General features: G+C 62.0%; 26 protein-coding genes. 7 read left to right on the plus strand and 19 right to left on the minus strand.

All coding sequences use genetic code 11. The annotated features are described in order from the left end of the window. Nucleotides 1-31: 31 nt before the first annotated feature. From M0D68_RS04005 to M0D68_RS04020, 4 genes are all read right to left on the minus strand, one after another. Nucleotides 32-631: a cytochrome b gene (locus M0D68_RS04005; RefSeq protein ID WP_093634273.1), complete on the minus strand. Its 600-nt coding sequence runs from the start codon at nt 629-631 to the stop codon at nt 32-34. 179 nt (nt 632-810) lie between these two features. Continuing rightward, nucleotides 811-1,410, minus strand: a complete 600-nt coding sequence (locus M0D68_RS04010) for a uracil-DNA glycosylase family protein (RefSeq protein WP_093634274.1) — start codon at nt 1,408-1,410, stop codon at nt 811-813. 25 nt (nt 1,411-1,435) lie between these two features. Further along, nucleotides 1,436-2,539 carry a cyclopropane-fatty-acyl-phospholipid synthase family protein gene (locus M0D68_RS04015; protein ID WP_266223843.1) on the minus strand — a complete coding sequence of 368 codons (1,104 nt, stop codon included), beginning with the start codon at nt 2,537-2,539 and terminating at the stop codon, nt 1,436-1,438. Nucleotides 2,540-2,592: 53 nt separating this feature from the next. Beyond that, nucleotides 2,593-3,369 (minus strand): DUF1295 domain-containing protein, encoded by a 777-nt coding sequence (locus M0D68_RS04020; RefSeq protein WP_266209085.1) that lies wholly within the window; start codon nt 3,367-3,369, stop codon nt 2,593-2,595. Between the two features lie 163 nt (nt 3,370-3,532). Between M0D68_RS04020 and M0D68_RS04025 the strand changes: the two genes are divergently transcribed. The 3 genes from M0D68_RS04025 to M0D68_RS04035 all read left to right on the plus strand — a co-directional run bounded on the left by M0D68_RS04025 (nt 3,533) and on the right by M0D68_RS04035 (nt 6,266). Continuing rightward, nucleotides 3,533-4,597 carry a DMT family transporter gene (locus tag M0D68_RS04025; RefSeq protein ID WP_266223844.1) on the plus strand — a complete coding sequence of 355 codons (1,065 nt, stop codon included), beginning with the start codon at nt 3,533-3,535 and terminating at the stop codon, nt 4,595-4,597. A gap of 182 nt (nt 4,598-4,779) precedes the next feature. Beyond that, entirely contained in the window at nt 4,780-4,983 is a 204-nt protein-coding gene (locus M0D68_RS04030; RefSeq protein ID WP_093634278.1) for a DUF3562 domain-containing protein, read from the plus strand. Between the two features lie 179 nt (nt 4,984-5,162). Further along, nucleotides 5,163-6,266, plus strand: coding sequence for an FAD-binding oxidoreductase (locus tag M0D68_RS04035; protein ID WP_266223845.1), 1,104 nt, complete (start codon nt 5,163-5,165; stop codon nt 6,264-6,266). A 38-nt stretch (nt 6,267-6,304) separates the two neighbouring features. On the opposite strand, the gene M0D68_RS04040 is transcribed toward M0D68_RS04035, so the two are convergent. Further along, nucleotides 6,305-7,777, minus strand: a complete 1,473-nt coding sequence (locus M0D68_RS04040; protein WP_211699887.1) for a PLP-dependent aminotransferase family protein — start codon at nt 7,775-7,777, stop codon at nt 6,305-6,307. A gap of 108 nt (nt 7,778-7,885) precedes the next feature. Here M0D68_RS04040 and M0D68_RS04045 point away from each other — a divergent pair, with 108 nt between their 5' ends. The 4 genes from M0D68_RS04045 (at nt 7,886) to M0D68_RS04060 (ending at nt 12,340) form a co-directional block, all read left to right on the plus strand. Continuing rightward, the gene (locus tag M0D68_RS04045; RefSeq protein WP_200651490.1) at nt 7,886-8,152 is read left to right on the plus strand and encodes a hypothetical protein; all 267 of its coding nucleotides are present in this window, start codon (nt 7,886-7,888) and stop codon (nt 8,150-8,152) included. Nucleotides 8,153-8,202: 50 nt separating this feature from the next. After that, a complete protein-coding gene (locus M0D68_RS04050; protein WP_054034106.1) occupies nt 8,203-8,664 on the plus strand; it encodes a GNAT family N-acetyltransferase in 462 nt (153 codons plus the stop codon). Between the two features lie 292 nt (nt 8,665-8,956). After that, nucleotides 8,957-10,666 carry a molecular chaperone HscC gene (locus M0D68_RS04055; RefSeq protein ID WP_266223846.1) on the plus strand — a complete coding sequence of 570 codons (1,710 nt, stop codon included), beginning with the start codon at nt 8,957-8,959 and terminating at the stop codon, nt 10,664-10,666. Between the two features lie 6 nt (nt 10,667-10,672). Then, on the plus strand, nt 10,673-12,340 hold the full coding sequence (locus tag M0D68_RS04060; protein WP_266223847.1) for a J domain-containing protein: 1,668 nt from the start codon (nt 10,673-10,675) through the stop codon (nt 12,338-12,340). A gap of 118 nt (nt 12,341-12,458) precedes the next feature. On the opposite strand, the gene M0D68_RS04065 is transcribed toward M0D68_RS04060, so the two are convergent. Genes M0D68_RS04065 through M0D68_RS04130 form a run of 14 tightly spaced genes read right to left on the minus strand, consistent with a single transcriptional unit; the run spans nt 12,459 to nt 25,867 of the window. Next, nucleotides 12,459-13,862: an MFS transporter gene (locus M0D68_RS04065; RefSeq protein ID WP_093634284.1), complete on the minus strand. Its 1,404-nt coding sequence runs from the start codon at nt 13,860-13,862 to the stop codon at nt 12,459-12,461. 25 nt (nt 13,863-13,887) lie between these two features. Continuing rightward, nucleotides 13,888-15,153, minus strand: coding sequence for an NAD(P)/FAD-dependent oxidoreductase (locus tag M0D68_RS04070; protein WP_266223848.1), 1,266 nt, complete (start codon nt 15,151-15,153; stop codon nt 13,888-13,890). Next, nucleotides 15,146-16,111, minus strand: a complete 966-nt coding sequence (locus tag M0D68_RS04075) for a VOC family protein (protein ID WP_266223849.1) — start codon at nt 16,109-16,111, stop codon at nt 15,146-15,148. Before M0D68_RS04075 ends, M0D68_RS04070 begins: the two co-directional genes overlap by 8 nt. 26 nt (nt 16,112-16,137) lie before the next feature. After that, nucleotides 16,138-17,628 (minus strand): aldehyde dehydrogenase, encoded by a 1,491-nt coding sequence (locus tag M0D68_RS04080; RefSeq protein WP_266223850.1) that lies wholly within the window; start codon nt 17,626-17,628, stop codon nt 16,138-16,140. Between the two features lie 40 nt (nt 17,629-17,668). Beyond that, complete coding sequence (locus M0D68_RS04085) at nt 17,669-18,499, minus strand: aspartate dehydrogenase (RefSeq protein WP_093634288.1); 831 nt, start codon at nt 18,497-18,499, stop codon at nt 17,669-17,671. Then, a complete protein-coding gene (locus M0D68_RS04090) occupies nt 18,492-20,150 on the minus strand; it encodes a thiamine pyrophosphate-binding protein (protein ID WP_266223851.1) in 1,659 nt (552 codons plus the stop codon). Before M0D68_RS04090 ends, M0D68_RS04085 begins: the two co-directional genes overlap by 8 nt. Continuing rightward, nucleotides 20,143-20,940 carry an SDR family oxidoreductase gene (locus tag M0D68_RS04095; RefSeq protein ID WP_200651485.1) on the minus strand — a complete coding sequence of 266 codons (798 nt, stop codon included), beginning with the start codon at nt 20,938-20,940 and terminating at the stop codon, nt 20,143-20,145. Before M0D68_RS04095 ends, M0D68_RS04090 begins: the two co-directional genes overlap by 8 nt. Continuing rightward, a complete protein-coding gene (locus M0D68_RS04100; protein ID WP_266223852.1) occupies nt 20,937-21,839 on the minus strand; it encodes an IclR family transcriptional regulator in 903 nt (300 codons plus the stop codon). Before M0D68_RS04100 ends, M0D68_RS04095 begins: the two co-directional genes overlap by 4 nt. Next, nucleotides 21,840-22,730 (minus strand): alpha/beta fold hydrolase, encoded by an 891-nt coding sequence (locus tag M0D68_RS04105; RefSeq protein ID WP_200651483.1) that lies wholly within the window; start codon nt 22,728-22,730, stop codon nt 21,840-21,842. 39 nt (nt 22,731-22,769) lie between these two features. Next, nucleotides 22,770-23,297, minus strand: coding sequence for a cupin domain-containing protein (locus M0D68_RS04110; protein ID WP_074289220.1), 528 nt, complete (start codon nt 23,295-23,297; stop codon nt 22,770-22,772). Between the two features lie 26 nt (nt 23,298-23,323). Further along, nucleotides 23,324-24,100: an SDR family oxidoreductase gene (locus M0D68_RS04115; protein WP_266223853.1), complete on the minus strand. Its 777-nt coding sequence runs from the start codon at nt 24,098-24,100 to the stop codon at nt 23,324-23,326. Beyond that, on the minus strand, nt 24,093-25,190 hold the full coding sequence (locus M0D68_RS04120) for an aromatic ring-hydroxylating dioxygenase subunit alpha (protein WP_211699878.1): 1,098 nt from the start codon (nt 25,188-25,190) through the stop codon (nt 24,093-24,095). The genes M0D68_RS04115 and M0D68_RS04120 overlap by 8 nt, the downstream gene beginning before the upstream one ends. A gap of 49 nt (nt 25,191-25,239) precedes the next feature. Beyond that, on the minus strand, nt 25,240-25,551 hold the full coding sequence (locus M0D68_RS04125; protein ID WP_171927726.1) for a recombinase-like helix-turn-helix domain-containing protein: 312 nt from the start codon (nt 25,549-25,551) through the stop codon (nt 25,240-25,242). A 1-nt stretch (nt 25,552) separates the two neighbouring features. Continuing rightward, entirely contained in the window at nt 25,553-25,867 is a 315-nt protein-coding gene (locus tag M0D68_RS04130) for a non-heme iron oxygenase ferredoxin subunit (protein ID WP_020068683.1), read from the minus strand. Between the last annotated feature and the right edge of the window lie 111 nt (nt 25,868-25,978).

The following is a 25,978-nucleotide window of genomic DNA, read 5'->3' on the forward strand; positions in this document are numbered from 1 at the left end:
GGTTATTAGATAGAAAGCAGCGTGGCGATGCTTACGGCACCATGCGTTTCAGAACCGACTTGCGATCAATCCATTGATGCTTCAGCGCGCCGCCGATATGCATTGCCAGCAACGCATACAGCGCGTAGCCGAGCCACGTATGCAAGGCGCCGAAGCGGTCGTGCAGTGTCTCCTTGAGCACCGGATCGAGATTCATCACATAGCCGATGCGCGGCCAGGGAAACAGGTTGAACAGATGCATGGGATGCGTGGCAGCATCTTTCCACGCGGAATCGTGCAGCCAGCCGGAAAGCGGCAGCGCGATCATCAGCAGGTACAGCAAGAAATGGGCAACGTGTGCGGCGATTTTTTCCCACGACGGAAACTCACGCGGCAACGGCGGCGGCTTGTGCGTCACGCGCCACAAGATGCGCATCAACGCGAGACCGAGCACGGTGATGCCGATCGACTTATGCGTGTCGACCACCGGACGCACCCAGTCGTCAGGCCATGATTCGGCGGTCAGGCCGAGTACCACATTGCCGATCATCAGCAGCGCAATCAGCCAGTGCAGCGTTATCGCCGTGCGGGTATAGCGCGACGCCAGCGGCGTGCCGGTTGAATCGGTCAAGGAGTCGGCGTGAGTATTCATCGGTCGTTCCGTCTGCAAATGGTTTTCTAGCGAAAGCTGTTTGAAAATTCGGCCGTGCCGCAGCAGGCCTGATCTCGCCGCCGGTATGAAGCAAACGCATCAGTTTGCCGTTTTATTCCGTCAATCGCTTAATTGTGTGTTTCCGATTGTTTCGACGTATTTCGACGGCGCGAGGCGGGTCATTCCTCGAGCGCCGCACCAACCCGCGCCCGCAAAGTCGGCAATACGTCTGCTTCGAACCAGGGATTGCGCTTGAACCACGCGATATTGCGCGGCGAGGGGTGCGGGAGCGGTATTACGTGCGGGCCGTAATCACGCCAGCGCAGCAGCGTATCGGTCAGCGTCGGCCCGAATGCGTCGCCGAGGCCAAAACGCTGCGCGTATTGGCCAATCAACACCGTGAGCCGCACCTCGCGCAACTGGGCCAGTAAGGCCTGATGCCAGAGCGCGGCGCATTCGGGCCGCGGCGGCAAATCGCCACTCGTGCCTCTGCCCGGAAAGCAGAAACCCATCGGCACGATGGCAAATTTCGAGGCGTCGTAAAAGGTCTCGTCGGAGACTTCGAGCCAGTGGCGCAAGCGTGCGCCACTGGCGTCGCTCCATGGAATGCCCGAAGCATGCACGCGCGCACCGGGCGCCTGGCCGATGATCAGAATGCGCGAATCAGCCGACGCCACGACGACCGGACGCGGCGCATGCGGCAGCACTGGCGCGCATACGGTACAGGCGCGAATGTCGTGCAACAACGTGTTCAGTGAAATGGGTTTCCTTGCGGTCATACCGAGGCGCGGATCAGGATTCGGTTTAGCGTTTTACAAACCGATAGTGTCCCACGCCCCACTCATTCCCGTTGGCGTAGCCGAACAACTCGGCCACGGCCATATAGAACATGCGCCAGCGCTGAAACCATACAGCTGCATCGCGCGCGCCATATGTATGGACCAGCATCGGAATCACGCGGTCACGCGCTGCGTCGAGCGCGGCGAGCCAGTGATTCGCCGTGCGCTCGTAGTGCGCGCCGCTCACCCACCACTGCCGCTCCATCCGCAGATCGTCCTGGAAGTTCAGCAGGAGCGCTTCGGAGGGCATCGTGCCGCCAGTGAAAAAGTACTTCGACATCCAGTCGTTGCCGTCCTGCACCTGAAAGTGATAGGCAAGCGTGCGATGCACGAAGATATGCACGAACAGCTTCGCGTCGTCGCGCATCCAGCGTGAAATCTTGGCGAGCAGCAGCCCGTAGTTCTTCATGTGCTCGAACATCTCGATCGACACCACGCGATCGAAGCCGCCGCCAAGCTGCGCTTCGTCGAATTCGAAATCGACGACATTGCCCGTGACCACCGAGAGGTTGTGCAAACCGAACTCCGCCGCGCGCGCTTCGATGAACACGCGTTGCCCATGCGAATTCGACAGCGCGACGATCTGCGCGTTTGGATAATGCGCCGCCAGCCACAACGACAACGAACCCCATCCGCAACCGAGATCGAGAATCCGCTGACCGTCGGCCAGTTCCGCGCGTTCGGCGTAGCGCTCTAGCATCGCGGCTTCGGCTTGCACGAGCGTCTCATTGCCGGTTGGGTACAGACAGCACGAATACTTGAGATGCGGTCCGAGATGCGCGTGGAAGAACGACGCCGGCACCTCGTAATGTTGCGTGTTGGCGGCCTGCGTTTCGATGGCGATCGGACTTGAACGCAAGTCGTCCAGCAGACCGTTGAGCCGTTGTGCGCGCACCTCGCCGTTGTCGATCGCTTCGTCGCGCAAACGCTGGCGCATCAGCTGACGCATGCCGAAACGGATCACGCTGTCGGGCAGCCAGCCGCGTTCGCAGCTCTGAATCAGCCAGCCGTCGCTCGGCTCGGCGGGCGACGAAGGCGGCATTGTATGGTCGGTGGTGGAAAGGCTCATGAGGCTGACTCCCTATCGTCTTGTCTGGACTTTTGTGTCGTAGCCGGCTCGTCTCAATCCCGTGGCGGCCACGGAATGAGCGCACTGGTGGTGCGCATGTAATCGGCGTAACCGGCGCGCCTTTTCGCCATGCTTTCTTCGAGCAGCGGGATGCCGGAGAGCTTGAGCAATAGAAACGCCATCAGCACCGGTGGCAACAACGTGAACCAACCCCAAGGCGTGCCGATCGACAGCGCGATGTAAGCAAGCCAATGCACGCATTCAAAGAAGTAGTTCGGATGCCGCGAATAGCGCCACAAGCCAACGCGGCACACGGTGGTGTGATTGGCCGGATCCTGCGTGAAGTGCTTGAGTTGACGGTCCGCGATGCCTTCGCCGACTACCGATGCGATCCACACCACCACCGCCAGCACGATCCACCCGATGGCCGGTGCGCTGCTCCGGTACGACGGCACCAGAAATGCGATCGACAGCAGCATCGAAATCACGACTTGCACCTGGAAAAACCAGAACATCTTGCTGGCTGCCTTGTCGCCCCATTCTTCACGGAAGCGCCGATAGCGCGCGTCTTCCGGTTTGCCGAAATTGCGTTTCCACAGATGCGTGCCGAGTCGCACGCCCCAAACCAGGCCACCCAGCGCGGTCAGTGCACGCGACACCGGATCGCCGTTGCCGAGCACGGCGTAGAGCACCGCGACCAGGCCGAGCGAATAGGCCCAAACCGGATCGACCATGCCGGCGTTCCCGATCTTCAACTGCCATGCCCACACGGCGCTGAAGATCGCGATGAGCCCAATCAGGGCGATCACGGCGGCGGCAAATGGCGGCATGGGGGCCTCTTTCGATGGCGATGCGGGTTATACGCTGTGAGGGCGCGATCGGATGCGCGCGAGCGGGATTTCCAGCCCGATCGCCTGTTCGGTGGAGTTAGGTGTCCACGGCCCGATAGCGGTATCGTGTCGGCAACGCCTGCTCCATCCGAATCTCCCGCCCATGCCGACCCGCTTCAACGCCGCTTTCACCGCTCTGCTCGCCGCCGCCTTGTTCGGCGCGACCACGCCGCTCGCCAAGGCGCTGCTCGGCTCGCTGTCGCCGTTTCTGCTGGCCGGACTGTTCTACCTCGGCAGCGGCACGGGCCTTGCCGCCGTGATTCTGGCGCGCCGCCTGAAAGGTCAAGCGGAGGGGCAGCCGGTCAGTCACCACCGCTTCCCGGTGCGCGAAGTGCCGTGGCTCGCCGGCGCAATCGTGGCAGGCGGTGTCGCGGGGCCGGCGCTGCTAATGCTGGGTCTGAAAACGACGCCAGCCGCCACCGGCTCGCTGCTATTGAATCTCGAGGGCGTACTCACCGCGCTGATCGCGTGGATCGTGTTTCGCGAGAACGTCGACATTCAGGTGTTCCTGGGCATGGCCGCGATCGTCGCGGGCGGCGTGGCATTGTCGTGGCAGCCCGGCGCGGCCGGCCTGCCGCCCGGCACCCTGCTGCTGGTCGGCGCCTGCGCGTGCTGGGCAGTCGACAACAATCTCACGCGCAAGGTGTCGACTCACGACGCCATGTTCATCGCCTGCGTAAAGGGGCTCGTGGCCGGATCAGTCAACGTCACGCTCGCGCTCACTTTTGGTGCAGCGTGGCCCAAGGCCACGACCGTCGCGCTCGCCATGCTGACGGGTTTCGCGGGCTACGGCGTGAGTCTCGTGCTGTTCGTCGTCGCGCTGCGCAATCTCGGCACCGCGCGTACCGGCGCCTATTTCTCGGTCGCACCACTATTTGGTGTGACCTTATCGTGGCTGCTGTGGCCAGAGATGCCGCCGCTCCTATTCTGGGTGGCCGCTGCCCTCATGACGCTGGGTGTCTGGCTGCACATCCGCGAACGTCACGAGCATCCGCACACGCATACCCCGCTGGATCACACGCATCGTCACCGGCACGACGCGCATCACCAGCACGAGCATGATTTCGCGTGGGACGGCCACGAGCCGCACACGCATCCGCATTCCCACGCGCCGATCACGCATGCGCACGCGCATTTCCCAGATATTCACCATCGGCATACACATTGATTTTCCGCATCCCCGCATGGCGCGGGCGCTTGCTGCAGTGCAAGACAAAAATCTCTGTGGAGCGAGTCATTCGATAGACCAATTCAATTGGCATCGTGGCCAAACGCATCCTCTAATGAACTCCTGTCGTGCGCCCGTTCCCGGCGACCCGCCGGTCCATCCCGCTTGCCCCGGAGAGTTCCATGTCCCAACCCGAGCCAAATGTCGACGAAGTGGTGAGAAGCATCGCAGAGGAAACCGATACCCCGACGGAAACGGTTTCGAAGATGTACGCAGACACCCTGGCTGACTACCGGCACGAAGCGCGTGTATTCGATTACGTACCGCTGTTCGCCGCGAAGAAAGTACGCGACAAGCTGCGCCATCCGTCGAAACAGAAACACTGACACGGCGGCGCGCGGAGACCACCCCCTGCCTGGTAGTACGCTGGATCGCCCCTGTTGGCTCGCGCGGCGATTCGCTAAAACACATACCGAATTATTTTTCGCGTTGCCAGAACGCGTACCTGTTTATTTTTCCCACTGCTAGACTCTGACCCGGATACATCGACTCGGGGGAAGATGGCATGCGGGTGACAATCGTAGGCGCGGGCATCGCCGGCTTGAGCACAGCGTGGTCGCTTGCCAAGTTGGGACACGACATCACTCTGATCGAGCAGGGCTCGATTCCGAACCCACTCGCCGCCTCGGGCGACCGGAGTCGCATGATCCGTCGAGCGTATGGCGATGCTGACGGCTACGCACGCACCATCGCCGAGGCATTCGATAGTTGGGATCTGCTGTGGAATGATCTCGGCGTATCCCACTATGCGAACTGCGGCGTGCTCGGCATTTCGCAACACGCAGGCGATGGCGCCGAGCAATTTCGCGCCGGTCTCGACCGCATGAAATTCGAGTACGAACAGCTCGACCCGCGCGAAGCGGCCGAGCGTTATCCGTTTCTCGACCCTGCCACGTTTCGCTACGCCTACCTCGATCAGGATGGCGGCGCACTATTTAGCGAACGCATCGCTCGCGACATGAAAGCGTGGCTCAAGATGCGCGGCGCCGAAATTCGCACCCATACCAAGGTACTCGCAGTCGATGCGCATGCGGCCTCCGTACGCATCGAAGACGACACGATCATCCGCGCCGACCGGCTCGTAGTCACCGCCGGCGCGTGGACGCTGCAACTGTTCCCCTCGCTCGCCGAAAACCTGATGACGTATCGCAACGTAGTCGCCTATCTCGAGCCACCCGCGGATCTGGCGGAAGCATGGTCGAATGCGCCCGCTATCGTCGATATTGGCGGCGCCAGCAGCGGTTACGTGCTGCCGCCAATCGACGATGTCGGCCTGAAGTTCGGCGCCAGTGTGCACAAATCACGCGCGCCTGATCCTGATGCCAATCGCGTCGCGGCACCCGGAGAAGGCGACAGTCTGCGGCGCTTGTTTTCACCGCCGTTCAGCCGCATCGACGAATATACGGTCACCGAAGTGAAAACCTGTGCTTACACGTTCACTTCGGATGAACGCTTTTTTTCGAAGCGCATCGGCAACACACTGGTGGTATCGGCATGCTCGGGCCACGGTTATAAGTTCGGCGCGGCAGTCGGGCGCCGGGTCGCACAGGCGCTGGATACCGATGACGACGCCGGGCTCGCGCGTTGGCTCAGGGCGGAAGCGGTCTAGTTCTCTTTCGTCACAACAATACGATGTTCGTTCGCGATCTAGCGTAGCCCACGCACCACGGCGGCGAGTTGCGCCACCAATGCGTCGGCTTCGTGCGGTTTGACACCCGCGTAGCCGAGCATGAAGCCGTTGTAGCGCGCGGCGTCTTTAGCAGGCGGCTGACAAAACGCACTGAGCGCAGCGATATGCAAACCGTGCTCGCGTGTCACTGCGCTTACGTCCTGATCGCGCAGCTGCACATCGAGTCGCATCGTCAGATGCATGCCGCCGCCGTCGGATGACACCGTCACCAGGTCGCCCATATGCCGCTCGATCGCGTTCACCAATGCGGAGCGGCGCTGCTGGTACAACCGCCGCATACGTCGCAGATGCCGCGCATATTTCCCACTATCGATGAAATCCGCCAACGCGATCTGCTCAGCCACGCGCCCTTGTCGTGCGATCTCGCTGAGCGCCTCGTCGATGTCAGCGACAAGGTGCGCCGGCACGACCATGAAGCCCATCCGCAGCGCCGGAAACATCGTCTTGCTGAAGGTGCCGAGGTAAATCACCGGCGTGTCGGCCGCGAGGCCCTGGATCGACGGCAACGGCGGACCGCTATGGCGCAGTTCGCTGTCGTAGTCGTCTTCGATGATCCAGGCGCCGCGCGCCACTGCGTTCTCGATGATCGACCAGCGCCGCTCGAGGCTCAGCACGCTGCCGAGCGGATATTGATGCGACGGCGTGATGTACATCAGGCGTGGCGGTGTCTGTTCCCAGTGATCGGGCGTCGGCGCCATGCCGGCGGCGTCGACGGGAATCGGCACCAGTTGCAAACCAGCGGCCTGGAATGCAGCCTTTGCGCCGTGATAGCCGGGATCCTCAACCCAGACACTGTCGCCGGGGTCCGCCAGCATGCAGGCGCATAGATCGAGACTCGCCTGCGTGCCCGAGGTGATAAACACCTGCTCCGCCGAACATCGCACACCACGCGACACGCGCACGTATTCCGCAATCGAGCGGCGCAATGCGGGGTGCCCAGCATTGTTGCCGTAACCGAGTTCCCGCGGTTCGACCGTGCGCCATGCGCGCTCCATCGAGGCACGCCATTGCGCAAGCGGAAATTCATCGAGTGCGGGCACGCCGGGACGAAACGGCGTGGGGTCGTCGGGATTCGTGCGCTCGCGCGGCAGATCGGCGACACGGCGTGACAGGTGGTTTTCAGGCGTCTGCACACTGCCGCTTGCTGCGGAGATCGAGGCGCCTGAACCGCTCACCATGCTGACGATGGAACCATGCCGGCTCGCCGTGATGAAGCCCTCGTCGGTGAGCCGCTCGTATGCGTAGAGGACAGAGTTGCGCGCAATGCCCAACTGTTCGGCAAGCGCTCGCGTGGCAAGAAGACGGCTGCCGTGACGGATATCGCCATCGAGAATCGCGCGACGCAGACTCTCGTAGAGCAAGTCCTGCTGCGTAAGCTTGCGCCCACCCATTGCGCGCTCGACGTTCGACATCAACAGGCCGTAGTCCAATTCCGTGGCTCCAAATTGTGGTCGCGTTGTGGAGCTAACAATGGTGCCACAAATTTCTTATGCTGACGGTTCTGGAGTCGCTGAATACTCTCGAGAGAGGCCGTTGCCATGAACACGCATGCACGTCACGCCGTCACCGCACACCTGCGCTATGGCGCCGCGGTGAAGTGGTGCGTGGCGCTGGCGTGCGCGGCTTATGCCTACGGGCTGCTCGAGCCGGCGGCAACGGCACGCGCAAGGTTGGATGCCTGCGTGAATGAAAATCTGGAGCAGCGCGGTAGCGCAGCTTCAGCGACGTCCGCAACTCCTACTGCCGAGGAAGAGCGCGAGCAGGCGTTCAGCGCAGCCGTCTATGCTTGTTCGACTCAGCCTTAGCGGCCGCGACGTACTCGCCCTCAACCATCACAACACAAGGAGCCACACCCATGTCCGACGCGATTCAAATCCGCCCCGTCACGCCCGCCGACTTCGACGCATGGCTGCCGCTGTGGGACGCCTACAACGCGTTCTACGGCCGCTCGGGTGAAACGGCATTGCCGCGCGAAATCACGCAAGTCACGTGGGGGCGTTTCTTCGACGCTTACGAGCCAATGCACGCAATGGTCGCCGAACGCAACGGCCAGTTGCTCGGCCTCGTGCACTTCCTGTACCACCGTCACACGACCATGGTTGCACCGACCTGCTATCTGCAAGATCTCTACACGCTTGAAGCGGAGCGCGGCAAAGGTGTCGGCCGTGCATTGATCGAAGCAGTGTATGCACGCGCCAAGGCCGACGGTTTGCAACGGGTCTACTGGCAAACGCATGAGACGAATCACACGGCAATGAAGCTGTACGACAAGGTCGCGGATCACTCCGGTTTCGTGGTGTACCGCAAGGCGTTGTGACGTTGTGATACAGCACAGCAGGCTCGCCTGACGGGCTTTGCGTCCCCGCTTCGCATCCCGTTCTCGCGTCGCCATTCTTGCGCGACCAGGCATCGCATTCGCATGGCCGGCGGCCCATTCAGCCGGCATGCGTAGCGCATCGCCTCATCGACACACACCGCATTCGTTCCCTTCGCCGCTCAAGTTTGCAGGCAGCCTGCCGTTATCGCCATTGGACGGAGCGCCATCTGGCTCCCACGCGACCTTGGGCGATCTCCTCACGAAGGGGCGCAAAACGAATCGGAAACTGTACATGCCTTCGATCATCGGCATCGATCTTGGAACCACGCATAGTCTTGCGGCCGTCTGGCGCAATAACAAGGCTGCCCTCATCCCGAACGCACTGGGCGACGTGCTGACGCCGTCGTGCGTCTCGATCGATGACGACGGCTCGATCCTCGTCGGCCGCCCCGCCCATGACCGCTTGCATACGCATCCCGAACGCACCGCCGCCAACTTCAAACGCTACATGGGCACGAATCGCAACGTGTCGCTTGGCGTGCAGACATTGCGTCCGGAGGAACTGTCTTCGCTGGTGCTCAAATCGCTGAAAGCCGATGCCGAAGCGTTCCTCGGCGAAACGGTAAGCGACGCCGTGATCGCCGTGCCCGCCTATTTCAGCGACGCGCAACGCAAAGCCACGCGCATCGCCGGCGAACTGGCTGGGCTCAATGTGCTGCGTCTTGTCAATGAACCGACCGCGGCCTCGCTCGCGTACGGCGTGCATCAGCGCGACAGTGAACGCAAGTTCCTGATCTTCGATCTGGGCGGCGGCACGTTCGACGTCTCCGTGCTCGACTTCTTCGAAGGCGTGATGGAAGTGCGCGCCAGCACCGGCGACAACTTTTTGGGTGGCGAAGATTTCACGGAAGCGCTCGTCGATCTGTTCTGCCAGCGCAATCGCCTTCCAGTCAATTCGCTTACGCCGATTGCTGCACAACGTCTGCATCAGCAGGCCGAACGTGCGAAGCGTCTGTTCACGCAGAGCGGTGCCGATAGCGTCACGCTCAAGCTCACGGTTGGCGATAACGAGCACAGCCTCGAACTCGATGCGGCGGCTGCGGAACGGACTTGCGAGCATCTGCTGCAACGTCTGCGCAAACCGGTCGAGCGAGCGTTGCGCGATTCGAAGATCGCTGTGGATGCGCTCGACGAAATCATCCTCGTCGGCGGCGCCTCGCGTATGCCGATGGTGCGCAAGCTGGTCTCGAAGATGTTCGGCCGTTTGCCCGCCGCGAATATGAACCCGGATGAAGTCGTCGCGCTCGGCGCTGCTGTGCAAGCGGGGCTTGTCACGCGGGACGCAGGTCTCGACGAAATGGTGCTGACTGATGTCGCGCCGTATAGCCTCGGCATCGATACTGCGATGCAGGTCAGTGCCAATCAATATGTGCCGGGACATTTTCTACCGATCATCGAGCGCAATACGATCGTGCCGGTGAGCCGCATGCAGCGCATCTTTACGGTCAGCGACCGTCAGCGCATGTTGAGCATCAAGGTGTTCCAGGGCGAAGCGCGTTTGACCGTCGACAACGTGGCGCTCGGCGAATTCACGCTTGAAGTGCCGGTCAAGCCGGCCGGCCAGGCCGGGGCGGATGTACGCTTCACCTACGACGTCAACGGCGTGCTGGAAGTGGAAGCTACTGCGTTTCCCGGCGGCGTGAAGCGCGCGATGGTGATTGAAGAGAACCCAGGCGTGCTGACGCCGGAAGAAATCGGTGAACGACTCGCGGCCCTGGCTGCGTTGAAGATTCATCCGCGCGATCAGTTGGAGAATCGCACGCTGCTCACGCGTGCGGATCGCGTCTACGAGGAAACGCTGGGGGAGCATCGGCAATATCTGGCTGCGCATATCGCGCGCTTTCAGTCGCTGCTCGAGCGGCAGAACGCCGAGGAAATCGCCCATGTGCGCAGCGAATTGAGTGCGTTGCTGGATCGCTTCGATGTGCATGTGACGTACTGACCGGCTATGGATACGACTTCTGCTCACCACTGGCCGTGGGACGTGCTCGGCGTTGCGGCGAACGCCGACGAGCGTACCGTGCGCCGCGCCTATGCGCGTCTTTTGAAACAGCAACGCCCGGATGAGGACGCTGAGGCGTTTCAGCGGCTTCGGTACGCGTATGAGTCGGCTTTGCAGATGGCGAGCGGCGGCGGCGTAGCGGCGACGATAGCCGCGGTGTCGGCTTCGGTACCGGTACCTGTGTCGGTACCCAGCCCGCCACCTGAGGCTCACCACCTTCCCGAACACGACGCCTTCGAAAGCGCTGTGCAATTGTGGCAGCACTTCGTCTCGCAACGCGACCAACTCGAGTCGCGTCGTTCGCTGCAGGATCTATTCGCAGCCGTCGTCAATATTCAGATGCGCGACGAACTCGAATGGCAGGCGCTGGTTCACTGTTTGAACGAAGATGCGCCAGCCACGCTGCGCATGAACCTGAGTGCGGTCCTGGGATGGCGGGACAACGCCGCGCATCTGCGGCGGCGCAACGCGGCCATCGCAACCCTCGCGCTAGACCGCGTATTCGCCGACGAGGACTACAACGCGCTACGTTTGCGCTTCACGAATGCAATGGCGCTGCTCGAAGGGCCTCAACCTCCGTTGGCGACCGGCGCACACGCACTGCTGCGCGCTGGCGTGCGAACCGAGATGGAGCAGTTATTGACCGCGCTCGCTCGTTATCATCCGAACGTCGTGCGCCTGCGGCTCGACAGCGAGAAGGTCGAATTCTGGACCCGCTGCCTGTCGTTTCGGATTGGCGCAGGACGCCTGTTCGGGCCGGCGCTCGCGCTGAGCGCCTGGTGCGGCTTGCTGTTCGCCAACGCGTCAATGAACCTGAATAGCAATCGGTGGCTCGATCAATGGACGCCCGTTCAGCTGGCTGTGCTTCTGGCCACGCTGATGGTGACGCTGGTCACCAGCGCCGCGACGACTGTGCTGCTGTCCGAACCGCAGCAACAGCGGCTGCGGACGCTGCGCTCGATTGGCTGGCTGCGCTACGGATGGATTCCGGTGTGGCTTGGCGCGACCGCCGCCGCGTTGTGCGACGCAGGTAGCGGGCGCTTGACGTCGATCGCAATGGACACACTTGGGATCTGCACGATGTGGGCCGCGCTGATCTATGGATGGCCGCGCATCAAACAACTCGCGGTACTCGCCGCCGTGGGCGCGATCGGATTCGGTTTCGCCGGCCATTGGCTCTCCACTGATTCTCGCGCGTGGCAGATGCCGTTCGCGCACGGCGTGCTGTTCGCTTTCTTTTTCTCTTTTGCGCAACAGGAGTTTCGCGGCTGGCTCGCAGGTCGACCGCGCGTTGCGTGGGTTGGCATGGCGATGTGGTTTGCGGGCTTCGTCACGTTGATCGTTTTGCTGTTGCAACGGGAAGAGCGTTCGACGCAATTTGCGTGGGCGCTTTTTACGGTGATGGCTGCAGCGGGTGGCGTGTTGGCGACGACGCGCTGGAGCGATTTGCGCGGGGCCGTGCCGCCCTTTTTCCGCGGCTACGTACACCTCGTCTGGTTGGCGCTTGCAATCTCCAAACCGGACATCATCGCTTGCGTGAGCGCGGGGTTGATGAGTGTCTGGATTATTGAGGAGCTGAAACAGCGGCGTTTGTCGCACCGGACGGCGCTTTAAAGTCGCTTCTATAGGACGATCCAAAAACAAAGGGCGCACCACCCAGTGCGCCCTTCGCCTTCCTGCCATTGCGGTACAACATCAACCGCCCACCAAACCCATCACACGCCAAAAGGCATCAAGCCTCGAGCTGCTCCAGCACCTTCCCCTTGGTCTCGATCCCGAGAAAGTGCACCGCGATTGCCGCAATGAACGGCACAGCCGCGAGAATATAAAACGCCACTTCCAGATTGCCGCCGATCATCGTCTTCGACACGATGGCCGGCGCGAAAATCGCTGCTACCTTCAGCCACGCGCCGCCCACACCGCAACCCATCGCACGGATACTCGTCGGATACAGCTCCGGCGTGTACACATAAGCCGTGATAAAGCCGCAAGCAAGGAACCCGAGCGAGAAGGCGCAACACGTCGCCACCACATACACCGACGAATTGTGGAACACCCCCGCCAACAGCAACGACAGCGCGCACGCCACGAACGACAGGTTGATGATCGGCTTACGCCCAACCTTATCGACCAGCAACGCACAGGTCAGCGAACCCACCACGCCCAGCACCGAAGCCGCCACCGCCAGATTCAACGCCAGTTGCAGCGGCGCGTGATAAACCGTGCGATAGATCGTCGGCAGCCAGGTCGACAGACCGTACTGAATGAAGCCGCACGTAATCCACAGCATCGCGACCGCCATCGTGCGCTTCAGATACGCCGGCCCGAACAGATCGCTCATGCGGCGCTTCGGATGGCGATTGGCCATCGCGTCAAACTCGGCCGCATTGGCAACCGGCGGAAGCGGACCTTTCACTGCGCGTTCGAAAGCATGCACCGCCGTATCGGCATCGGCCATCCGTTCGCGTTCGGCCAGCCAACGCGGCGATTCCGGCACCAGTTTCCGCAGCACGAAGAACAGAATCAACGGCATACCGCCGATGAAGTACATCGCCTGCCAACCGAAACGCGGCACGATCCACGCACCCAACGCATTGGATGCGAGCAAGCCGACCGGAAAAACGATTTCATACAAGAGCACGAAACGTCCACGGCCATGCGCGCGGCTGATCTCGTTGATATAGGTCGCGGCCACCGGCAATTCGCCACCCAGCCCGAGCCCCTGAATCACACGCAACACGACAAACGCCGCGAAGGTCGGCGCAAAGCCGCACGCAATACTCGTAATGCCGATGATCCCCGAGCTCAACGCAATCGCCTTCACACGGCCTTTGCGTTCCGCGTACCACGGGAACACGAACGCGCCGATTAGCTGGCCGACCGAGCCGGAGCCGATCAGGAAGCCAATTTCCCACGGCGTCAGATGCCACTTCGCAATCAGGATTGGCAGCGTGGCCGCAATTGCGATCACGTCGAAACCGTCGAAGAACGTCGCGAGACCGATCAGTATGCGCGCGCGCACCTGCATCGCATTCTTCGGCAAGCGCTCGAGACGCGCGATGATCGAGCCCCGGGTCACGGGGCCTGAGACACCGGCGCTGCTGCGGTCCCCCATGGTGTTGTCGATGGTTCTCATGCCGTGGTGCCGTCCGTAGGTGTGGTTAGGCAAGCGCCGTTGAGGCGTCGGTCAGGGTGGCAAGGTCAATAGTCCGGCCCTGGTTCATCCATTTGCGCGACAGTTTCAGTTCGCGCGGCGTGTTGATGGCGATGACACCGCGAATCGCGCTGTCTTCCAGATGAAAGAGCGTGGCGCGTTTGCCAGGCAAATCGCCGCGTACAGCGAGCTGCGCATCGCCCGGAATGTCGCCGAGGATTTGCAGATTGACGTCGTATTGATCGGACCAGAACCACGGAATGTCCGCGTACGGTTCAAACTTGCCGAGTAAGGCTTTTGCCGTCGAGATCGCCTGGTTTTGCGCGTTGGCCCACGATTCGAGCCGCACGCGCCGCTTCAACCAGGCACTCGGATGGTTGGCCACATCACCGCACGCAAAGATGCGCGGGTCATCGGTTGCGCCGAAATGATCGACGACAATGCCGTCTTCCACCTTGATACCGGCTGCTTCCGCCAGTGCCGTATGCGGCGTGAGGCCGATGCCGGCGACGGCGAAGTCGGCGTCCAATGTGGAACCGTTAGCGAACGTCGCACGAATACGGTTGGCGTCGTTCGGATGATCCGCAATCGACACGAGCGACGCGTTCAAACGCGCATCCACGCCGTTCGCACGATGCAGCTGCAACAGGAAATCCGACACCATCGGCGGCAGCGAGCGGGCGCACAGACGTGGCGCGCCCTCCACTACCGTCGCGTCCACACCGAGCTTGCGCGCAGTAGCTGCGACTTCGAGACCGATCCACCCGCCGCCAACCACCAGCACGCGCTTGCTTGCGCGCAGCCGTTCGCCGAGAACGACCGCTTCGTCGAGCGTACGCAAATAAGTAATGCGCGATGTCTTCACCAGCGCGTCCGGCAAACGGCGCGCCGCACCACCGGTTGCAACCACGAGCCGGTCGTATTGCACTTCACAGCTCGACTGCGTGCGCACGACGCGATCTTCACGATCGATCGACGTCGCGCAATCCGGTTGCCATGCTTCGACATTCAGCGCGTCGAAATCGTCAGGCTTCACGAGGCGCACGGTTTCGATATCGGCTTCACCGGAGAGCACGGCCTTCGACAGCGGCGGGCGCTCGTACGGCAAATGGATCTCATCGGCGATCATCACCAGGCGGCCATCGAAGCCTTCCTTGCGCAACGTCTTCACGACCCAACCCGCCGCCTGGCCACCGCCGATCACGACGATCGTGCGCGGCGCTTCGAGTCCGGCGTGTGCAGCTTGAGCCTTTTCAGCAGCAGCGTCAGTCATTTTTCCGCTCCGTCATGAACTTGCCTTCCGGCGCCTTCGCGTTTTTCTGGCGACGTGTATGGCCGTCGATGCCGCCGTCGATCGCCCATTCGGCGAACACCGTCGGACCCGGTTCGAAATCGCGCGGCTGCCATTCGGGCGTGAGCTGGTCTTCGTCGGCGTAGTACTCGATCAGACCGCCGGCCGGATTCTGGAAGTACCAGAAGTACGCCGACGACACCGGATGACGTCCCGGACCGAGTTGCGTATCCCAACCGCAGCGGCTGATATGCATGCCGCCGCCAAACACTTCGTGGATATCGCGCACGGTGAACGCGACGTGATTCAGACCGCGCTTACCACCCGGTAACGCCAGCAGGAAAATGTCGTGATGGCCACCGTGCGGTGCGCAGCGCATGAACGCGCCGCGGCCCGGATAGCGGTCCGACATTTCGAAGCCGAGCAGTTCCTGGTAAAACTTCTCCTGTGCCGCGAGTTGGTTCGTGAAGAACACTACGTGGCCGACTTCAACCGGTTCGGCGCGCTCGTAAATCGGCGACGGTTGATCGACGCGCAACGTCTGGCCCCACACGTTCGACGGCGAACCGTGAATATCGAGCGCACGCTTGCGAGTCACTTCAACGCGAATCGCCATCCCGTTCGGATCGATACAACCGATGGCGTCTTCCGTTTCGAAGTGGCCTGGCTGACCGGCAAAACGGCCGCGCAGTTCGTCGAGTTCCGCTTTCGTTGCCACGCCCCAGGTCACTTCACGCAGCGTCGGACCTTCTTCGAATGCGGGCGGCAGCGACGGGTCGGTTGCATCGACGACGAGAATCGTGCAGCCGTTCAGTGTTTCAAAACGTGCGTGCGTTTCGTCATGCGCGACTTCTTTCAAACCCCAGTCCGCGAAAAAGCGGCGACAGGTGGCGAGATCCGTCACGCCGTAAATAATCTGTTCAATGCCGAGAATCGTCATAACGTGCCTCTTGCGTATTTCGCGTATTAGTTCGCCCACGCCAGCGGCGCGTCGTTCAAGCCCCAGTAGAGGCTCTTCTGCTGCATGTATTCGCGGATGCCGAGTCGGCCCTTTTCGCGACCCATGCCGCTCTCTTTCCAGCCGCTGAACGGCGTCGATATCGAGAACAGCTTGTAGGTGTTGATCCATACGGTGCCGGTTTCGAGCGCGCGGGCAATCCGGTAGGCGCGTTTGTAATCGCGCGTCCAGATGCCGGCGGCGAGGCCGAACACACTGTGGTTGGCTTCTTTCAGCAGCTGAGCTTCGTCGTCGAACGGCATGGCGACCAGCACCGGGCCGAAGATTTCTTCCTGGCAGATGCGGGCGTCGTTCGTGAGACCTTCGAGGATCGTCGGCTGAAAATAGGTGCCTGCTTCGCGGCCATCGCCGACCGGGCGTTCGCCGCCGCACAGCAAGCGACCGCCCTCTTCCAGGCCCAATGCGACGTAACGTTCGACGGTTTCACGATGTGCTGCGGTAATCAGCGGACCCATCTGCGTTTCAGCACGCGACGGGTCGCCGACGCGCAGCTTGCGCGCGCCTTCCGCGAGACGCTTCATGAACGCGTCGTAAATCGAGCGCTGCACGAACAGGCGCGAGCCCGCGATACACGCTTCGCCCGACGAACTGAAAATGCCGTACAGCACGCCGTTCACTGCATGATCCAGGTCGGCGTCATCGAACACGATGGTCGGCGATTTGCCGCCGAGTTCAAGCGACACGGGCATCAGCTTGTCCGCAGCGATGCGCGCGATGCCGCGGCCGACTTCGGTGCCGCCCGTGAACGACACTTTCTTCACCAACGGATGACGCACCAGCACGTCGCCGATTACCGAGCCTTTACCCGGCACCACACTCAGAACACCCTTCGGCACGCCGGCTTCTTCACAGATACGAGCCAACGCCAGCGAAACCAACGGAGTGACTTCGGCCGGCTTCAGTACCACCGCGTTACCGCCTGCCAACGCCGGAGCCAGCTTCTGCGCATCCGATGCAATCGGCGAATTCCACGGCGTAATCGCCGCGATCACACCGATCGGCTCGTAAATGCTCATCGTCAGATAGTCGCCACGCGAGGGAGTCACTTCTTCATCGAGCGTTTCGAGGCAGGCCGCGAAATAGCGGAAGGTGTTCGCAGCGCTCGCCACCAGCACGCGCGTTTCGCCAATCGGCTTACCGTTGTCACGACGCTGCAGTTGCGCAAGCGCTTCGTGACGCGCCATGATCAGATCGGCGATGCGATACAGAATCAGCGCGCGTTGATGCGGCTTCAAACCCGACCAATCCGCGCGCCGCCATGCGATATCCGCGGCTTCCACGGCTTCGCGGGCGTCGTCTGCGGTGGCTGTCGAGATTTCCATGTTGACCGACTGATCCGCCGGATACAGGCTTTTGTACGGGTTGCCACGCCCTTGCCGCCATTCGCCGCCGATGAAAATATCGCCGGTGGGCACGAGGCTGGTATCGAAGTGAGTCATGTCGGTCGTTCCGGTTTGCTTCAGCTAGTCAGCGAATGTCTTAAATCACGCAGCGGGCCGCGCGATTGCGTAGCGCACGAATCGCGCTATACGCAGTCAGTGCGGACGTCTTGGGGTTGTCCGGCAGCGGCTTGCCGCACATTTCCAGCGACATCTCGCCGAACGCGCCGCGCGCCACGATGCGGTGCACATTGCGCGACACGTTCGGGTCCGCAATCAGACGGACCATGGTGTGGTCCAAACCCAGGCCAGCCAGCGCGATCGTCGCGGCAACATTGGCGTTCTTCGGATACAGGCGCGCCGCTTCGCGCGCGCTGCCTTCGAAAATCACGATCTCTTCGTTCAGCGTGTGCAGATCGCAGAGCTGTTCCGCGGGCGTGCCGAGCCAGCCCGAAGGCGGCTTGCGGCCGGTGTACAACACTTCGTCGAGGCCGCCGAGCTTGGCGGCAGACAACGCATCCACGCCGCCGATTGCGCCCGACAACAGCGTCAACGTCGCGTCGCCTTCATCGGCTGCAGCGGAAAGCGCGTCCAACAACATCATGTCGGAGAGCGCACCGATCGATGCGACCGCGCAATCCGTACCGGCTTTCAGCAAGGGCACCACGTGATCGACCAGTGCGCTGTGCCCCGCGCATTCCAGCGCGAAATGCGGTTGGCTGCTCAATGCGGACACGGAGGCCACCACATCGACCGATGCGCCCACCACTTCGCGCACCGACGCCATATGGCGCTCCGGCACGATCACGTGCGACACGCGCACCGTCGGATCCGACTCGACCGAGCGATACACCGCCTGGCCGATCGCGCCGAAGCCGATCATCGCGACGTCGACGGGTGCGTGATGCCCCGCGTAGCCGGTCTCACGCATGTTCCGGCTCCTTTTCCTTGACCGGCGGGCCCGCGAACGCCGTGGCGAACGAGCCAACCGACAGCATGTCCACTTCAACCAATACGGGGCCCGTCTTCGCCATACCTTCGCGGATGATCTCCTCGGCCTGGTCAAGCGACTTGATGCGGTAGTGCGTGAGCTTCAGGCTCTCGCAGAACTGCGCGAAATCCGGCTGGTGCAGATCGACGTAGCAGCGGCGGCCGCCGTATTGCGCGTCCTGAATGTTGCGGATCACGCCGTAGCACTGATCGTTCATCAGCACGATCATCACGTTGGCGTTTTCCTGCACGGCCGTCGCGAGTTCGCCGACGTTGACCATCAGGCCGCCGTCGCCAACCAGGCACACCGTCTTCGCGGCATTGCCCGCGAGTGCTGCGCCGATCCCCATCTGCATGCCCTGGCCGATACCGCCGCCGAGTGCATGAACGCCCGCGCGCGGCGAGAAGATCTTCAGCATGCGGTTACCCCACGTGCTGTTCGAGATCGTGACGTCGCGCACCCAGTTGTAATCGCGGCCCACGGCCTGCTGCAGGGCGTCGACAAGGCGCTTGTACGGGCCGAGGCCCTTGCCCACATCGGCGACGGCGCTTTCGCGCGCGGCAGCCAGGTCTTGCGCGAACGTCGGATCGACCTTCAGACGGCCTTCGAGCAGCGTCGCGAGCTCTTCGAGAACGGCCGAGGCATCGCCGTGAATGAACATGTCGTTGCGATAACCGCGGTTGTCGGCGAGCGCGTCGGCGTCGATGCGATACAGCGGTTGCGGCAGCGCCAGCTTGTACTTCAGCGTTTCATTGCCACGCAGACGCGAACCGACCACCACCAGCGCGTCGCACGTCTTGTAGAAGCTTTCGACAGCGACATGCACGTTGAACGCGCCGAGCGTCGCCGGATGATCTTCCGGCAGCACGCCACGGCCCTGCACGCTGGTCACCACACCGAAGCCCAAGGCCACGAGACGTTCAACCGCAGCACGTGCATGACGCGTGCCGCCGCCGAGCCACAACAGCGGACGCTTTGCATTCGCCAGTTGATCCGCGAGTTGCACGACACGCTGGCTGCAATGCGTCAACGTGGTGACATGCGGCGCGGCCAAGTCGGCAGGCCATTCGATTTCGGCCGCTTGAATGTCGATCGGAATTTCAACGCTGACCGGGCCGCTCGGCGCGGTTTGCGCGACACGCACGGCTTCGCGGATGGTCGGCAATGCGGTTTCGACCGAGCGCACGCGGAACGCGGCCTTCGAGATCGACGACAGCATCGACAATTGATCCGGCGCCTCGTGGATATAGGCGAGATCCTTGTCGAGGTATTCGGTTTCGATCTGGCCCGTCACATGCAGCAGCGCGGTGCCCGCGGTCAGCGCTTCGACCATCGCGCCAGCAGCATTACCCGCAGCAGTGCCGGTGCTGGTGAATGCCACGCCAAGGCCGCCGGAGACGCGCGCCAGGCCATCAGCCATGTTCACCGCGCCCGCTTCGCCACGTGCGCCGACGTAGCGAATCTTGCCGCGGTTGTGGATCGCGTCGAGGATCGGCATGTTGTGGATCGAGATCACGCCGAATGCGGTTTGAACGCCGCACTGCTCGAGAAAAGCGGCGATCAGTTCGCCAACGGTGGTTTTATTAGACATGTCGTGCAACGCCTCCAGAAACATCGATGTGACTGCCCGTCGTATAGGACGACAGCGTCGTAGCCAGATAAAAGAGCGCTTGAGCGGCTTCTTCGGGTTTGCCGAAGCGGCCTAGCGGAATGTTTTTCTTGCGTGCCAGTTCGGCGGTCCAGTCTTCCCAGCTCTGGCCCGGCTGCGCTTCTTTCGCGTAACGGCGGCGCCATTGACCCGATTCGACGATGCCGATCAGAATCGAATTCACGCGAATGCGTTGCGGTGCGAGTTCGACCGCAAGTGATTTGATGAGGCTCAGCACGCCGGCGCGTGCCGACGAAGTCGCCACCATGTGCGGCTCGGGTTGCAGGGCGAGCAGCGAGTTCACGCAGACCACCGCGGGGTTTGCTGCGTCGCGCAACATCGGCAAGAAGGCGCGGGTCGGGCGGATCACGCTGAAGTACTTCAGGTCGAGTTCTTCGCGCCAGGCGTCGTCGGTGGTGTTGGCGAACGTCGATACGCGACCTTGGCCCGCGTTGTTCACCAGCATGTCGGTCCTGCCGAAACGCGCTTGCACTGCTTGCGCGAATGCTGCGACCTCGTCCGCGTCCAGCACGTCGCAGGTTTGCGCCAGCAATTGCGCTTGCGGAAACTGTGCCTTCAGCGAAGCTTCCGCTTGCGCGAGACGTTCGCTGTCGCGGCCGCAGATCGCGACAGAAGCGCCTGCTCGCAGAAACAGTTCGGCAGTCGCAAGGCCGATGCCGGACGAACCGCCCGTCACCACCGCTACCTGTCCGGTCAAGTCGATTTGAATCATTTGAGCCCCAATGCCTTAAAGTATTTCGCGCCCGAGTTCGAGCTACCCGTCGGCCGATAGTTGAGCCGCTGCGAGAGTTCGTCGGCCGCGCGGCGGACCTTGTCGATCAGGCCGCTATCGAGCAGGGACGCATCGATCTCGTGGCGCGGAATCGTCGTCGTAATCACGGCGACGATGCGGCCCGTGTCGTTGCGCACCGGCGCGCTCACCACCGAAATGCCGCGTTCGAACGACGACTCGCTGATCGCGTAGCCGCGCTTGGCGTCATCGCGAATGCGTTCGTACAAGTCGTCGATGGTGGCCGGCGTTTGTTTCGTGAAGCGTTCGAGTTCCGGTTCCGGGTAGAGCTTTTTCAAGTCGTCGAGCGTCATGTCGCCCATCAGCACCTGGCCGTGCGTCGTTGCATGGGCCGGCAGGCGCGTGCCGACATTCACCTTCACCGAACTGAAAATCGGCGCATGGCTTTGCGCTTTGGCAACGAACACCACGTCACGTCCGTCGCGAATCACGATGTGGCTGGTGAGACCGGTGTCGTCACGCAGCGCTTCGATGATCGGCAAACCGAGGTCGGTCAATTCGAGCGAGCTCAGATATTCAAACCCGAGCCGCAGCACGGCAACGCCGAGGCGATAATTACGGTCTTTATCGGCGCGCTCGAGAAAGCCGAGCGATTCGAGCGTTTGCAGCAGACGGAACACCGTCGTGCGGGGAATCTTCAGGCGCTTCGATAATTCCGGTGCGCCGAGAACCGGCTCGCGTGGCGAGAACTCCGTCAGAATCTTCAGACCGCGTTCCAGACCCGGCACGCGATAGCTGATATCGCTGCTCGTGTCTGCGTCGTTGCGGTCGTCGTCCGCGTCGCGCTCGGCGCTAACCATGTCATGCGTGTCGGACGTCATTCATTGGCTCCGTTGTCCGTCGCTTGCGCGGCAGAACGTGTCGATGATCGCGGTGTACGCGGCGGGCGCTTCGATATAACCGGCGTGCCCGGCGCGCGGCACGACCTGCAATGTGGTGCCGGCGGCGAGAGCAAGTCGCTCGCAGGCTTCGGGGGGCGTAATGGTGTCTTCTGCGCCGACCGCGACGCTGATGCGGCCTTTGTAGCGTGAGAGGTCGCTGGCGAGATCGGCGTTGGCGAGCAGATGCGTCGCTTGCGCATAGCCGTGCGGGATCACACGCGACATGTTCCAGCGCACCCATGCGTGGGCTTCGCCGCTCGCGTGGATGGACAACATATTGGTGCTGCGTTTTTCGGCGAGACCTTGCGGGCCGAGTTCTTTCAGCATGGCCAGACGTTGATCGCGTTTGGTTTCGCGCACTTCCGCTGCGGAAGCGCCGTAACCGCCAGCCGGCGACAACAACAGCAAACCGGCCACTCGCTGCGGATTCGCCACGGCAAACGCACCCGCGATGATCGCGCCAAGCGAATGACCCAGCAGCACACAGCGTTCAATGCCGAGCGCGTCGAGCCATTGCTTCAATACAGTGGCGTAATCGCTTGCTGCGGGGGAATCGGCTTCTACGGGTGTCGATGCACCGTATCCCGGCGCATCCCACGCCAGCACACGGCGCGTCTCACCCAGCACTTCAAACTGCTGCACCCACGAAGCCGCACCCGAACCGATACCGTGAAGCAGCACCAAAGGCAGCGCTTCACTTTCGGCACTATCCACATCGCGATAGCTCACCGCGCGTTGCGATGCCAGCCAGATCTGCTGCGCGGGAAAGCGTGCAAGGCGCGTTTCGAGCGTAGCGTTCTGATCGGCGGTAGCGGACGGGGCTGCGGACATGATTTCCTTCGTGGGTGTTTTCAAAACGAACTTGAGGGCTTAGCGTTTGAGCTTGGCCAAAGGAGAATCCGGCGGATACGTCGGCGTAATCGGTTTGGCTGCACCGAGCATCACGCACATCAACGCATCTTCTTCACCGATATTCACTTCCGTGCGATACACGCCCGGCGGCACCGAAATCAGATCGCGTTCGCCGAGCACGGCTTCCCACGTTTCGCCATCTTTCTCGCAGATCACTTTCATCTTGCCGCGCAGCACGAAGAAAATCTCTTCGACATCCATATGGATATGGCTCGGACCGATGTTGCCGGCCGGGATCACCATCGTCGAAAACGTGAAGCCGCCTGCGGGCACCGTGTTCATGTCCTTCGCGACGCCCGTGCCGCCCGTGCCGACATAGCGCATTTGCGCGCGGCGATATTTCGGGTCGTAGTCGGCCTGGAACTTCAGCGCGTCCCAGTCGTAACGACGCGTTTCCAGGCGCGCGACGCGGCTGTCCAACCATTGTGCAAAGCTCGCGTCCGCGGGTTGTTCCCACGATTTGCGTTCGAGTTCGGCGTCCGCCATCTCTTTCTCCTTTCGATTCGACAAGATCAATTCATCACGAAGCCGCCGTTGACCGGCAGCAACTGGCCAGTCACGAAGCGCGCGGCATCGGACAACAGGAACAGCACCGGCCCGGTGACGTCGTCGGGCACTTGCGCGCGTGTGAGCGCGCGGCCTTGCAGGTAATACTGGTGACGTTCGGCAGGTACGTAGGCGGTGGCCTCGACTTCAGTGAGGCCGGGTGCGATGGCGTTGACTGTCACTTGATGTGCGCCAAATTCACGCGCCAGCGAGCGGGTCATCGAAATCACCGCGCCCTTGCTCGCGACATACGCGAGCAATTTCGGCGCGCCCCATATCGCTGTATCCGACGCGATGTTGACGATGCTGCCGCGGCCCGAATCACGCAGATATGGCAATGCGGCGGTGCTCATCAGCCACGTGCCGCGCACGTTGACGTTCATCACGGCGTCCCACGTCTCGACCGACAACTCATCGGCGAACTTGCCGCCCGAGTTGGTGATCGCCGCGTTGTTGATCAGCGCGTCGAGGCCGCCGAGTTGTGCTGCGGCCCGATCGGCAAACTGCTTGATGCTGGCGGGGTCCGCGAGATCGAGAGGCAGATAAGTCACTGCATGGCCTTGCTCGACCAGTGACGCCGCGAGCGCCCGGCCTTCGTCATGCAGCACATCGCCGAACACGACTTGCGCACCGGCTTGCGCCAGCGAGCGAACGAACGCCGCGCCAAGGCCGCGCGCGCCGCCCGTCACGAGGACGCGCCTGCCATGGAGTGCAACCAATGCCGGGGACGCTTCGTTATGCATGGCTGTGGCCTGCTGCTTCGGTTTGCCCGGTGCCGGCCTGAGCGGCTTGAGCGTGATAGGCATCCAGCTCAGCGAAATGCTGCTGCGCGCGCTGACGGAACATGCGGCGCACACGCGTCATGCCGACGTCGTGCTGATAGAGGAATTCGTGCTCGCGCGCATTCGGCGCCATGCTTTCGAGAACATAGCGGTCCTGTTCCAGCACGGCCCAGTGCAGACCTTCCAGACGGTTGCGATACATGAAGCGCCATGCGTCGCGCTGCCAGCCCGACACCTTGCGCGTGCGCCAGAAGTAAACCTGGCAGTTGTTTTCGTCGACCGGCGTAGCAAAGCCGATGATCCCGAAGTTGCCGCCGGGGCCGAACTTCTTCTTGTACGGAATCGCGAGGCGCATCCACAGCGCGCCGGTTTCGCCGAGCTCAACCCAGTCGAAATTCACGTCGCGCTGGCCGACCTTTTCAAACATCAGACCGGTTTCGGTCTTGCGCACGCGCATGTCGGCCTGCTTGTCGCCTTCGGCCATTGAATGTGACGTTGCGTGCAGATACGCGCCGTGCATCGGGTCCATCACGTTGTCGATCGCGTATTGGTAATTGCACTTCCAGTTCGACATGCACAGGAAGTTCGCGTACTCGTCACCCACCAGTTCTTCCGGCAACACGAGAGGCGTGGGTTCCTTATGGGCGTCGTCGCCGAACCACAGGAAGATCGCGCCGGCGTGCTCTTCGACCGGATACGACTTCACGCACTTCTGGCCTTCCAGCGGACAGTTCGAGACAGCCGGCACCTTCGTGACCGTGCCGCCGCCGTCGATTTCAATGCCGTGGTACCAGCACGCGACGCTGCCACCGAGGTTCCAGCCGAGCGACAGACGCGCGCCGCGGTGCGGGCAGCGATCTTCAAGCGCGCGGACTTTGCCTTCCTTGTCGCGCCACAGCACGATCTGATCGCCGAGGCGCGTGACGCCGACCGGCGCGTCGCCGACTTGCCAGCTCGGTGCAACGGGATACCAGTAATTACGCAGGCCTCGGTTCAGATAAGACTGGATCGGGTCAGCCGCGCCTTGAGTCGTTGTATTGGGGGACGTCATGAAAAGACTCCGGATGCGAAAGCGAAGAGACGTGTGCGGGAAAGCGCGCTTATTCAGCGAGCAGGCGGAATTCGGCGGCGAGGCGATCGGCGTCCCACGCGTTGCCTTCCGGCGTACGGAAGCCCACGCGGTTCAAACCGTCAACGACTTCCTGCAACTCATTCGCGCCGGCTTCGAAAACCTTTTCCAGTGCATCGCCGAAGTCGTTTTCGTACTGGGTCGGCTCAGCCTTGCGCGTTTGCCAGATGAAGTTTTCGGTCTCACCCGGCTTTTCGATCACGCCCTTGCCGGCAACGTTGTTCGGCTGCGGCGCGAGCCACGGCTTCAGGAAGGGATTGAAGTTCACGATGTGTTCTGACATGTCATTCCACCTTGATCTGGATTTCTTCGCCGGCGAGACGTACCGAGTACATCTTCAGGTCGCGGCCACCCGGCTCTTTCAGGCATTTGCCGGTCGGGATATGGAACACGGCTTCGTGCAGCGGGCATTCGACGGTGTCACCGTCGACAAAACCCTGCGTCAGCAGCGCGTATGCATGGGGGCAGACGTTTTCCAGCGCGTACAGCGCATCGCCCACCTTGTAGATGCCGATTTCCGTGCCGTCGAGTTTGAACTCGAGCGGCGCGTCTTCGGACAGGTCGCCGGCATGGCCGGCGCAGCGCCATTGTTCAGTCATTTCTCGCCTTCTCCTGAAGCCTTATGTTCCATATACGGAACATCAGTTCGTGTATGGATAATTATAGGAGTGGCTTTGGCTCGAGAAAATAAAAATCTGGGCTGGTAGGGG

Source organism: Paraburkholderia sp. SEWSISQ10-3 4 (assembly GCF_030464785.1).
Lineage (GTDB): Bacteria > Pseudomonadota > Gammaproteobacteria > Burkholderiales > Burkholderiaceae > Paraburkholderia > Paraburkholderia aspalathi.